Origin of the sequence: Sphaerochaeta sp. (assembly GCF_050178175.1) — a bacterium.
In the GTDB taxonomy this organism is placed as follows: Bacteria; Spirochaetota; Spirochaetia; order Sphaerochaetales; family Sphaerochaetaceae; genus Sphaerochaeta.
Genome location: NZ_JBFXGH010000071.1, coordinates 1 through 10,930 on the forward strand (window position 1 = coordinate 1; position 10,930 = coordinate 10,930).

At 48.4% G+C, this 10,930-nt stretch carries 13 protein-coding genes; 11 read left to right on the forward strand and 2 right to left on the reverse strand.

Annotated features, from left to right (window positions below; all coding sequences use genetic code 11):
• On the forward strand, positions 1-1,081 hold a 1,081-nt coding region (locus tag AB7S66_RS08475; RefSeq protein WP_428519020.1), incomplete at its 5' end, for an ABC transporter permease.
• A 26-nt stretch (positions 1,082-1,107) separates the two neighbouring features.
• Positions 1,108-2,031, forward strand: a complete 924-nt coding sequence (locus AB7S66_RS08480) for a ribonuclease Z (RefSeq protein WP_428519022.1) — start codon at positions 1,108-1,110, stop codon at positions 2,029-2,031.
• Here the strand turns inward: AB7S66_RS08480 and AB7S66_RS08485 are convergent.
• Positions 2,028-2,936 carry a hypothetical protein gene (locus tag AB7S66_RS08485; protein WP_428519024.1) on the reverse strand — a complete coding sequence of 303 codons (909 nt, stop codon included), beginning with the start codon at positions 2,934-2,936 and terminating at the stop codon, positions 2,028-2,030. The two genes, AB7S66_RS08480 and AB7S66_RS08485, sit on opposite strands and share 4 nt — an antisense overlap.
• Before the next feature lie 75 nt (positions 2,937-3,011).
• On the opposite strand from AB7S66_RS08485, the gene AB7S66_RS08490 reads away from it, so the two are divergent.
• On the forward strand, positions 3,012-3,470 hold the full coding sequence (locus tag AB7S66_RS08490; protein WP_428519026.1) for an FtsB family cell division protein: 459 nt from the start codon (positions 3,012-3,014) through the stop codon (positions 3,468-3,470).
• A complete protein-coding gene (locus AB7S66_RS08495) occupies positions 3,454-4,032 on the forward strand; it encodes an L-threonylcarbamoyladenylate synthase (RefSeq protein WP_428519028.1) in 579 nt (192 codons plus the stop codon). Before AB7S66_RS08490 ends, AB7S66_RS08495 begins: the two co-directional genes overlap by 17 nt.
• Here the strand turns inward: AB7S66_RS08495 and AB7S66_RS08500 are convergent.
• Positions 4,029-5,348 (reverse strand): DUF1015 domain-containing protein, encoded by a 1,320-nt coding sequence (locus tag AB7S66_RS08500; protein ID WP_428519030.1) that lies wholly within the window; start codon positions 5,346-5,348, stop codon positions 4,029-4,031. The genes AB7S66_RS08495 and AB7S66_RS08500 overlap by 4 nt on opposite strands.
• A gap of 78 nt (positions 5,349-5,426) precedes the next feature.
• Here AB7S66_RS08500 and AB7S66_RS08505 point away from each other — a divergent pair, with 78 nt between their 5' ends.
• The 7 genes from AB7S66_RS08505 to AB7S66_RS08535 all read left to right on the forward strand — a co-directional run.
• Positions 5,427-6,059 carry a thiamine diphosphokinase gene (locus tag AB7S66_RS08505; RefSeq protein ID WP_428519032.1) on the forward strand — a complete coding sequence of 211 codons (633 nt, stop codon included), beginning with the start codon at positions 5,427-5,429 and terminating at the stop codon, positions 6,057-6,059.
• 16 nt (positions 6,060-6,075) lie between these two features.
• Positions 6,076-6,417: a hypothetical protein gene (locus AB7S66_RS08510; RefSeq protein WP_428519034.1), complete on the forward strand. Its 342-nt coding sequence runs from the start codon at positions 6,076-6,078 to the stop codon at positions 6,415-6,417.
• A 30-nt stretch (positions 6,418-6,447) separates the two neighbouring features.
• A complete protein-coding gene (locus AB7S66_RS08515) occupies positions 6,448-6,828 on the forward strand; it encodes a chorismate mutase (RefSeq protein WP_428519036.1) in 381 nt (126 codons plus the stop codon).
• A gap of 191 nt (positions 6,829-7,019) precedes the next feature.
• Positions 7,020-8,051 (forward strand): tripartite tricarboxylate transporter substrate binding protein, encoded by a 1,032-nt coding sequence (locus AB7S66_RS08520; RefSeq protein WP_428519037.1) that lies wholly within the window; start codon positions 7,020-7,022, stop codon positions 8,049-8,051.
• A 53-nt stretch (positions 8,052-8,104) separates the two neighbouring features.
• Complete coding sequence (locus AB7S66_RS08525; protein ID WP_428519039.1) at positions 8,105-8,560, forward strand: tripartite tricarboxylate transporter TctB family protein; 456 nt, start codon at positions 8,105-8,107, stop codon at positions 8,558-8,560.
• A 12-nt stretch (positions 8,561-8,572) separates the two neighbouring features.
• On the forward strand, positions 8,573-10,066 hold the full coding sequence (locus AB7S66_RS08530; protein WP_428519041.1) for a tripartite tricarboxylate transporter permease: 1,494 nt from the start codon (positions 8,573-8,575) through the stop codon (positions 10,064-10,066).
• Between the two features lie 3 nt (positions 10,067-10,069).
• A partial coding sequence (locus AB7S66_RS08535) for a 3-phosphoshikimate 1-carboxyvinyltransferase (protein WP_428519043.1) occupies positions 10,070-10,930 on the forward strand: 861 nt, incomplete at its 3' end.

Sequence of the window (10,930 nt, forward strand, 5' to 3'; positions counted from 1 at the left end):
TTTGATCACACTGGTAGTTGGAGCCTTGGTCTTTGCAAAGATCTTTGTGGTGTCCATGAGTAAGGGGATTGCTGATAAATATGCACTATTGGGTAATGGCCACCTGCAAGTACATGGGAATTCCACACGTGTCTTGCCCGAGAAGGAAGGTGTGCTGGATGTGCAGCTGGTTTCTCAAAGCTATGCCCTGATCTATAGTCCAGACGGAAACAAGATGGTGAGACTCAAGGGTGTTGGTGACGGATATTTCAACGAAATGAGAACCTCCCAGATTACCTTGATGGATGGAATTCCCAAGGAGAGCACCACGCTGGAGAAGGTACTGCTCAGCACCACCCTGGCTGATGAACTTCAGGTGGGTATCGGCGACCGGGTTGCACTGATGCTGGTAGGTGACGATGGGATCCGTCCACAATTCTGTGTAGTGGGCAATCTTTATGATTCAGGATATCGGGAACTGGATGCGAATCTTGCCTTTTGTGACTATAGCCTGATCCATCGGTTGTTCAAGGGCAGTGAGGAGAACTACCATGAATTGTTGGTAACCCAGGAGAGGATTGAACCTTTGAGACAGGAATACCAGGCCGATGGGTTTATGGTAACTTCGTGGGATGAGGAGAATTTCACCATTGCTACAAACCTTAATACAAGCAGACAGGCTGTGTTGGGTGTCATGGTGGCTGTTGCAATGCTCTGTGGCTATTTCATCAGCGAACTAAGCAGGGAACTGGTTGAGGATGACAAACATCAGATAGCTCTGCTTACCTTGCTTGGTGCACGCCACAGCTTGATCCGCAGTGTCTATTTCTACACGGTCATGATGGTGACGATTCTCTCCCTGATGGGGGGAACCTTGCTGGGCATTGTGATGTCAAGCAATCTTTCCCCATTGCTCAGCGTGGTCGCCGACCGATCAATCCCCTCCCTTTCCTACTATCTCCTGGATTTTAGTGTGGTCTATCCATTGGGAGATATCCTCGTCATCGTACTGGTTCTGCTTCTGGTAAGTGTGGTATCTGTACAGTTTAGTTTACGACGGGTAAAACGAATTGAACCTTTAAGCTGTACACACTTTGAATAACCGGTGTTTTTCAGTATACTTGCTCTATGAATTTTGAAGTGTTTGTACTCGGGACCAGCGGCATGATGCCCCTTCCCAACAGGTTTCTTACCAGTGCCATGGTTCGTCGCGACGGTGAGCTCTTTCTCTTCGATTGTGGGGAAGGTACGCAGGTCTCCCTGAAAATGCTGAATTTGAAGTGGAAAAAGATCCATTCCATTTTTATAAGCCACATGCATGCAGACCACGTGACCGGACTCCCGGGGATACTGATGCTTTCCAGCCAGGTTGACCGCGATGAGCCGCTGACGCTTTATGGTCCCCCTAAACTCAAGGAGTATGTGGATGCCAATCGAAGAATCCTTGATATGTATATCAACTATGAGATCATTGTAAAGACGGTTGAACCAGGTGTCATCCTGGAGACTGATGACTTTACCGTACGCGCTTTCAGGCTCAATCATACAAAACCCTGTTTGGGATATGTCATGCAGGAAAAAGACCGTCCAGGGGAGTTCCATCCAGAGAAAGCACAGGACCTGGGGATACCGGTCGGGCCACTGTGGGGAAAATTGCAAAGAGGGGAGACTGTTACCCTGGGTGATGGTAGAGTAGTCTCCAGTGCAGATGTGATGGGAAATAAGCGTGGGGGAAGGAAATTCAGTTATGTCACTGACTCTCTGTATCTTTCGTCCATTGCCAAGGAAGTGGAGCATAGTGATCTTCTGCTTTGTGAGGGGATGTTCACGTCCGATATGGAAGAGACAGCATATGAGAAAAAGCACATGACTGCCGGTCAGGCTGCCCAGATTGCAAAAGATGCAGAGGTGGCCAAGCTCGGTCTGCTCCATTACAGTCCACGGTATGGGGACAGGGAACTACGCTTCTTGCTTAAGGATGCCCGAAAAATCTTTCCTGATACGATACTGACCAAGGATAGGATGAGTTTTGAGATTCCTTTGAAGGATTAGTTATCCTCCCAGTTGCTGCTGCAGGCACTCTGTGCCTCATGCAGCAATTGTTCCTTGTCAACAATTCTCCCGTTCCGTGATGCGAAGCCTAGTTGCAATGAAGAACCTGAGAACTCTTTCTGGCAACTCTCGATGATTGAGAGCGTGAATGAGCGTGCCTCGTCGCCATTGTAGAAGGGGAGGACCAAGGCAATTTTTCCGCCTTCAAGCGTGAAGCTGTAGGCAAGTTCCCCGCTGAGCATCATCAATTTGTTTGCAATAAGGGAAGCAGGACCTTCGGTGACTTCGATTATGACCAGGGTAAGGTCATAATCCATCTCCTTGGAGTTCTCCAATTCCATTTCCAAAATCGTGTCAAAGTCTGTATTGTAGGTAATATTCTCAGCAACGGGCTCAGCAATCTTTCCTTCCGCCCCCACTGTTTCCTGTTCTGGTTCCGCCATTTCAAAGCGTTCAACCATTGCCTCTTCTTTCCTGGGAACCATTGGTTCAATGGAGGCAACCGCCTGAGGCTCCAGTTCCTCTTCTTCAATGGTATCCTGTATCGGGGAAGTGCTTGGCTGCACTCTCTGTTGGCTGAGCAATAGCTCGTCACTGTGAAGGTGGCTTGGGTCATCACCGGGAAGGGTGTAGAATGGTTTATCATATGCATTGGGAGGGAGCTTGTCCACTTGGTCAGCATACTCCTCATCTCTCCTGCGAGCGATCATGACACCAATCTCAATCATGACAAGACCGAGAAGGATGGGAAACAACTTTACCAATACGTCATAAATCTGTTGTTGATTGACATCATAGAGTGGTAACAGATACCGTGAAGCAAGATAGAGGCCGGCCAAGAGAATAAATACGGTAAGGAACAGGCTCAGGAAAATCTGACGTCCATAGTGTTTGTTTTCCGACATTGCCACCTCCATGCAAACTTTACACCAGTATTGATGGTATAGTATCATACTTAGTATAGTGTATTGAAGGATGGCATGACAAGAAAAATCCCGCTACTATTCGCTTTCAGCCTAGTTTTTATCTTTTCTTTGCTCATGACAGTATTCGGCATCGGGGGAATTCTGCACAATCGAGCCTTGAAAACTGAGATATCGAGACTTTCCCATGAACAGACAATGCTCTCAATACAGGTAGACTCCCTGAAGCGACAGAGAGATGAAGCGAGCAGTGAAGATGCCTTGAAGGATGCTGCCTTCAAATATGGATATCAGAGTGAAGGGGAACAGGTATATTACTTCATCGATGAGGAACAAGACTCCAACTCCTATGAGGATAGGATACCCCGTACCTTTGAGCCAGGTGGATCTCTGGGGTTTTCTGGAATTCCTACCATATATCTAGCTCTTGCCTCCCTAGTCATGGCAGCAATGATTACGCTATGCTATTGGTGGATACAAAAAAAGCGGAGGCATACGTATGAGTTGGAGAGATGAGGAAGCAGAACTCCTCTATAAATCAGAACCAGAGACCTTAAAGCGATGTGTGTTTCATCTCCAGGAGGACCATCTTATGATCCTTCCCTGTGACACAATCTATGGTCTGAGCGGGAAAGTCGATACAACACTACAAAAAATACGTGTCCTGAAGGAGCATCTGGGACAACAGCAGTTTGCTGTCCTGGCGACGCTCGAGCAAGCACAACAACTCTGTCAAGTCCCAGAGGTGCTCCTTCACCATTGGCCCTGTGCTCTCACCTGTATCCTTCCAACCAAGGACGGAGAAGGGACTCATGCAATACGGGTTCCAAAGGACCCCTTCATACAGGAATTGCTTACCCGCCTCGGTTCCCCGATCTATTCAACTGCCGTAAATCCCCATGGATACTCCATAACCAATATCACAGATATTATCTTCACATACAAAGATAAGGTGCAGGCCATTGTCGTGGATCCGATGCGGCAGAGGGATACTCCCTCCACCTTGATCGATTGCACGACGACTCCCTACACCTTGCTGCGCTGTGGCGAATATGATGCTTCAGCGCTTCTTTCTTAATACTGAATCTTCCTAGCCTCCATGTAATACCGCTTCTCATGTGCTTCTCCCATGGAGAAGGTTTTTCTCGGTAAAGCGTTATCCCTGATGATTGATTCAAAAAAGGTCGATTTGGAGACTTCCGGCAGGATGAGTCCCAGATTGCCTTCCTTGCTTCCCAGGGTGGCTGTGACATCCTTTCCATGGATATAGTCCACACAGGCAATTTTCTGTGCAAGCAATGAGTCTATGATCAATTGCAGCGTACCTGCAGCGATGGAAGCTTTTGGCTCTGTAAGTATGTACACTAGATATCCATGCTTGTCACAGAACCCGAATTTCTGTCTGCCATCCTCTTCGTTGATTGCTGCGTCGAGTGATTCCAGGTCTGATATCTTCTCTTTCTCAAAATGGGCGCAGACTTTTGCGAGCTCGCATTCAAACGTATGCTGGTCAAGCCCGAAAAGTACACGGTGGATCGGTTCAAACTCCAACCCCTCATCAAAGATATTCTCCAGTTCAACCAGTGCATAGCGTGCAGGATGGTCTTTCCGCTCATCTTCTGTGAGGGTATCCCTGATATCCATCCAACAACTCTTTGCTGTTGCTAGGCTGTGGTTGCCGTCTCCCATGGCATAAAGCAGGGGATTATCCTGGGGAAGTGCATCAAGCATCTCTTTCAGGGCTTTTGCAATCTTCAGCATGTCTTCGTCAGTATCGACAACCCAGGCTTTCAAGGCACCCCCACCTGCCATAAGTTCTGTTTCGTAGGCAAGAGGAAGTTGTTCCCTCTTCTTTGCGAGTGGTTCAATGACCGAACGCTTCTCGTCATTGATCAAAACCATGATATGGGGAAGCTCAAGCGGCGCATTTTTCCTGATTTCTTTTCGCGGCGGGATCCTGGAAAGAATCGTTCCCTCTGTTGCCCTGATCATGCTGCGTGAATCCGGGGCATAGTCATACTGCTCAAGATCCAGTGCAACGAGGAGACCCCATCGTCCGATCATGCTGGAGGGAGTGGTTCGATGCACCAAGAAAAAAGCATTCTTATACACGGTGAACAGATCCTCTTGTATATAGCGTTTCATGGTGGCATTGATTGCCTCTATCCGTTTCTCTGGATGTGCTTCCTCAAGATACACTTCAGGATAGATCAGGTTGAGTGTTGAAGGACTCTCTCCCACGAGTTGCTTGACCTGTTCCCAATATTCCGGTTCTGAAGTATACTGGTCGCAAGCAACAACTGCCCATTTGGTGAGATCTACTGTTGCTTTCGGTATCATGATATCTGCGCGTTTGAGCGCAACCTTTGCGAGATGCTGAGCTACGTTGGACATGTTCCTTCCTCTTTTATTTATGAATGTGGTAATATACTATGATAATATTGCTAAATCCGCAACATAAAGTGAGTGTTTATGAGTAAAGCTATAATATTTACAGGGGGAGGGGCTCCTTCCCACCTTCCTGTAGATCTTCTGCAGCCGGGCGATATGGTTATTGCAGCTGATAGTGGGTATGAGGCAGCGAAAGCCTTGGGGATACCCGTCAATCTATGTATCGGGGATTTTGATTCCACTCGGTATTTTTCCGAGATACAACACCTTGACCATGAGAAGAGCCTTGCAGACAAGGATGAGAGCGATACAGAGCTGGCGCTTCGAAAAGCATCATCCCTTGGGTATTCCACCTATGTTTTGGTTGGTGGTGGAGGGTTTCGCATGGACCACCTCTTCACCACCTACAGCCTCTTTGACCAGTATGGTCCTCCCTCTGCATGGTATACAGCCTATGAGAGCCTTTTCCTGGTCGGAAAGCATCACCGCTTTGAAATACAGAACCCACCACAAACGGTCAGTTTTATTCCCACGAGCTTCACCAAGGAAGTGACCATCACCGCAAAGCAGTTGCAATGGCCTCTCAGTCAGTATGTACTCTCCATGGCCTCTATTTCACTCTCAAACCGTGCAGATTCCCCGGTCCTTGATGTATTTGCCTCAGGCATGGGGAAACTCTTTGTGAGTTTCCCGGTTGCAGACAAGCTCTCTTAGGTGATACCATCAATCTATGTTGCAGACACGGCGATTGCTGGCTTTCTCCAGCCGGGTACATACCTATACTCTCTTGCTCTATCTCTTCTTTTTCCTTGTCTATATAGCAAGTAGCTTTTTTGCTGTAAGCTTGGAATTTGTCGGGCTGCTTCAATTCTTTCTTTCTCTGATAAGCTGGACGGGTTTGCTTTTTGGATTTTGGATACTGGTTTTTTCCCTCTTGGTCTGGGCAGGGGATCGGATATTCCCTGCTTCAGCGGTATTGCTTACTCTGCTCAGGATGCTTGCAGTCTTTGCCTTAAGCTTGATTGTAGGGTTATTGGAGCATGTGATCACGAGAGGGATTACGATAGGATGACGTGATACGATACTTGTTTGAGGAGTAACCATGGAATTGCCACCAACCATCAGTGCTATCAGGGGGGCTATCTGCGTACAGGAAGATCTACCAGAGCTCATAGAAACCGCCGCTGCAACTCTCTACCGGGAAGTGCTTGCGCTTAATGCATTGCAGGAAGAGGAAGTTGCCTATCTCCTGATCACCCAAACCAGTGATCTGAGAAGTCGGAATCCTGCAACAGGACTGAGAAAAGCAGGATACTGTGGCTCAACCCCTTTGTTCTGTATGCAGGAACTTGAAATCGATGGGATGTTGGAGAAGGTCATCAGGATGCTGGTTGTCGTGAACCATCCGATGCAGCAGACAGTTCCCGTGTTCATGCAGGGGGCAGAGGTGCTTCGCCCAGAGTATGCCCACCCCTCCAAGTAAGGAGGGGAAGGATGGTTTTTTTTGAAAAGGAATGTAAATTTACACATGAATAACATAAGTTTGTAAACATTAGGTTGTTGTATATAAATAAACTACCGACTGATATTTCAATTTTATGTATAAATATTGCATATATGTACAAATTAATGCATAATTTATGATAATTTACGCTTGGTACTGTAGGAGGCCATATGAAACACAAGAAGCTTGTTTTCCTTTTGTTGCTTTTGTCCATCTCAATGCTCTGGGGCGCTGGAACCACCGAATCTGGGGGCCCTTCGTATCCGAACAAACCGATTACCATGATTGTCCCATACGGAGCTGGTGGCACCACGGACATCAGCGGAAGACAATTGGCCGTCCAGTTGGAGAAACACCTTGGAGTGAGCATTACTGTCATCAACCAAGGTGGGGCAAGTGGTTCCATTGGTGCCCGTACCGTACTTGATGCGAAGAGTGATGGTTATACCGTTCTCTTCACTGCAGAATCATTGGGGACCCAGAGAGTGATGGGACTGAGTGAGATGAGTTATGATGATTTCACCCCGATCATGGTTGCCGTCAATGACCCGAAGGTTATTGTTGTAGGCAAGGATTCAAAATATGAGACCCTCCAGGACTTGGTGGATGACATCAGGAACAGACCCGGTAAAGTGAAAATGAGTTATACCGGACCAGGTGGATCAGGGCATGTGCAGGCTATGATCTATGGCAAGTTTGGCATGGAAATGGCCCTTACTGCATATCCCGGTGGTGCAGACTGCATACTTGCTGTGTTGGGAGACCAAGTGGATTTCACCAATTCCAACTACTCCACGGTCACAGGATATCTGGAGAGCGGAGACTTGAGGTTGCTGGGCATCTCTGCCCTTGACCGACTGGAGGCACACCCAGATGTGCCCACCCTTGGAGAAATTCTCCCTGGCTCAGAGCGCTATCTCTCCAATCCGTTCACCCCGCTTTCATTCTTGGTGGATAAGGATGTGCCCTCTGAAGTGGTTGCCATCCTTCGTGATGCGGCAAAGAAAGCTGTACAGGAACCTGCCTGGAAAGAGTTTGTGGCCAAGAACTCCTTGGATAAGCTCTATGAGAAATATCCTGATGAAGCTTCTATGAAGGAGTTCTACAAGGATTGGGAGTCCCTGGTTTCCTGGATGCTCTACGACAGTGGGGTAGCCAAATACAGTCCTGAGAAGTTCGGGATTGAGAAATCACAGTACTAGATATCACCCGGTCTTGCAGATGTTCTCTGCAAGATCATAAAGAAGGAATCCCCATGGAAGAAGCACATCGATCAAGAAGTGGATCATATTCACGAATCGAAGGATTCGTGTTTCTCTTGTTATCCATCTCTGCCATTGTCTATTCGTTGGTGGAGCATCACCTGGCAAAGGTAGTATGGCAGCAGTCACCCTATCTGTTTCCCCTGCTTGTAGCGGTGTTCCTGCTTCCGCTCTCCCTCTCCCTGATTCGTTCTGCAGCAAAGGAGGAAGGAGAGGTCACTCCTGTAGTGTTCTTGGTTCGTGACACAGTTGTGGTAACGCTTGCAACCTTGGTCTATGTCATGGTGATGCCCTATCTTACTTTTCTCGTCTCAACGACCTTGTTCCTCTTCGGATTGTTCTTTTACCTAGGAGAGCGAAGGTATCTCTTGATCGGCTTACTCTCTGTAGGATTTACCTCGTTGATGTATCTCCTGTTTGGAAAGCTCCTGCATGTCATGCTTCCGTAGGAGGATTGGATAATGGATATGTTTCTTGGAATAATTTCCTATGCAAGCAACCTTCAGTTTGTATTGCTTGTCTTTGCCGGCTCACTGGCTGGACTCTTCGTGGGTTCCATTCCCGGCTTGTCGGTCTCCATGGCAACAGCGCTTCTGGTATCAATCACCTACTCATGGCAGACCACCAATGCCCTGGCCACCATCATGGGCGTGTATGTGGTAGGTGTATTCAGCGGAGCCCTCTCTGCCATCCTTATCAATATACCTGGAGCACCTTCATCGGTGGTAACCACGCTTGATGGCTTTCCCATGGCTAAAAAGGGTGAGGCGTACAAGGCCCTGATCTACGCGGTCATGTACTCATTCATAGGGACGCTCTTTGGGTTCCTTGCCTTGGCTGTCGTTGCCAAGCCCATATCCTCAGTAGCGCTGAAATTCACCCCGATGGACTACTTCCTTCTTGCAACCTTCGGTTTAACCACTGTAGGTTCCCTGACAACAAAACATTTTGCAAAGGGACTTGTCAGCGCCTGTCTCGGTCTGTTCTTCAGCATGGTAGGCATCGACTCGGTAATGGGTACCGCGAGGCTTACCTTTGGCATCGAGAACTTACAGGCAGGAATCAATATCGTACCGGCATTGGTGGGGCTCTTTGGCTTTTCTGAGGTATTGATGGCCATCTCCACCAGTCTTGAGGGGGGGGATGTCAACGTTCTCTCGTACCGGAAACTGAAAATGAAAGAAGTGTTGCGCCATACTCCGATTTCTCTCTGGTATGCAACCATCGGGGTTGCCATCGGGGCGTTACCTGGAGCAGGTGGGCCTGTTGCTGCCTTCCTTGCCTATAGTCAGGCAAAGAAATTGGTTAAGAATCCCTCCGTTCCTTTTGGAGAGGGTGCAGAGGAAGGTATTGTTGCCAGTGAGTCGGCCAACAATGCCTGTATTGGAGGGGCCATGATCCCCATGCTCACCCTCGCCGTACCGGGGGATGCAGTCACTGCGATCATTCTCTCAGTCTTCTATGTCCATGGATTACAACCTGGTCCAATGTTCATCAAGACAAGTGCCCCGATGTTTCACGCAATCCTTGCAGGTGGCTTTATTGGGAGTGTTTTCCTCCTGCTTCTTGGTCTCCTGGTAGCTCCGAGGATCAGCAAGATCATTGCTGTCCCCAAGAGGATCCTGCTTCCCTTGGTTGTGATCCTTTGTATTATCGGATCCTTTGCAACAAACAACAGGATGTTTGATGTCTATCTGATGCTTTTCTTCGGCGTATTGGGTTTCTTCATGCGACGTCGTTCGTATTCTATCGCGCCCATGACGCTTGCCATTGTCCTCGGAGGCATGATGGATTCCAACTTCCGCAGGGCCATCTCCCTTGCCTCCAGTGAGGATGCATTTCTTGTGGCATTGCTAGGAAGACCCATTACCATGATCTTGCTTACGTTGGTTGTTCTGACACTGCTCTCCAACAGCAAGTCCTTGAAGCGATTTGTACGAATGAAAAGGATGTGATGTATGCGTGTACTCGTAAAACCCGGTTCCTTGCATGGAAGCCTTCAGGTCCCCGGCTCCAAAAGCCACACCATCCGTGCTGCTCTCCTTGGTTTGCTCTCTGAAGGGGAATCGATCATCTGCAATCCACTGGCCAGTGGTGATGGATTGAGTGCACTGTCCGCTGCAAAAGCTTTCGGTGCAAGGATAGAAGAGAGGGAAGGATGTTGGGTGATCAATGGCAGGGGAAGCTCCTTGGTTGCTCCTGAGGACTGCATCAATACAGGGAATTCAGGTACCACCACCTGTTTCTTCTCCTCAGTTGCCGCCTTGGTGGATGGCTGGACGGTGATTACCGGTGATGAGCAGATCAGGAGACGGCCGATCAAGCGCCTGGTTGATGCACTGAATACGCTTGGAGCGACGGCTTTCCTGACCAGGGAGGGACAGGAAGCTCCACCTGTGGTTATCAGGGGGGTCTTGAAAGGGGGAAAGGCAAGGCTCAACGGAAGCAACAGCCAATACGTATCAAGCCTGTTGCTTTCCAGCCCATTGGCAGCAAGAGATACCGAGATATTGGTAGACAACCCCTTGGAAACTCCCTATGTGCAGATAACCCTGGACTGGATGCAACGTTATGGAGTAGAGGTAGAGAGAAGTGATGACTATACCAGATTTTATATCAGGGGTGGGCAACACTATACACCAGGAAGGTTTACCATACCTGCGGATTTCTCTGCAGTAGCCTTTCCCCTGGTAGCTGCCACACTCAGCAATTCAGATTTGCTTTTGACCTCTCTTGATTTTCAGGACAGCCAAGGGGATAAACGCGTGATTGATATCTTACAGGCAATGGGTGCCCATGTGGAAAAAGACGCGAAGGAG

Coding starts and splice junctions, on each gene's coding strand:
- AB7S66_RS08480 (WP_428519022.1), top strand. CDS start 1,108: ATGAATTTTGAAGTGTTTGTACTCGGGACCAGCGGCATGATGCCCCTT.
- AB7S66_RS08485 (WP_428519024.1), bottom strand. CDS start 2,936: ATGTCGGAAAACAAACACTATGGACGTCAGATTTTCCTGAGCCTGTTC.
- AB7S66_RS08490 (WP_428519026.1), top strand. CDS start 3,012: ATGACAAGAAAAATCCCGCTACTATTCGCTTTCAGCCTAGTTTTTATC.
- AB7S66_RS08495 (WP_428519028.1), top strand. CDS start 3,454: ATGAGTTGGAGAGATGAGGAAGCAGAACTCCTCTATAAATCAGAACCA.
- AB7S66_RS08500 (WP_428519030.1), bottom strand. CDS start 5,348: ATGTCCAACGTAGCTCAGCATCTCGCAAAGGTTGCGCTCAAACGCGCA.
- AB7S66_RS08505 (WP_428519032.1), top strand. CDS start 5,427: ATGAGTAAAGCTATAATATTTACAGGGGGAGGGGCTCCTTCCCACCTT.
- AB7S66_RS08510 (WP_428519034.1), top strand. CDS start 6,076: ATGTTGCAGACACGGCGATTGCTGGCTTTCTCCAGCCGGGTACATACC.
- AB7S66_RS08515 (WP_428519036.1), top strand. CDS start 6,448: ATGGAATTGCCACCAACCATCAGTGCTATCAGGGGGGCTATCTGCGTA.
- AB7S66_RS08520 (WP_428519037.1), top strand. CDS start 7,020: ATGAAACACAAGAAGCTTGTTTTCCTTTTGTTGCTTTTGTCCATCTCA.
- AB7S66_RS08525 (WP_428519039.1), top strand. CDS start 8,105: ATGGAAGAAGCACATCGATCAAGAAGTGGATCATATTCACGAATCGAA.
- AB7S66_RS08530 (WP_428519041.1), top strand. CDS start 8,573: ATGGATATGTTTCTTGGAATAATTTCCTATGCAAGCAACCTTCAGTTT.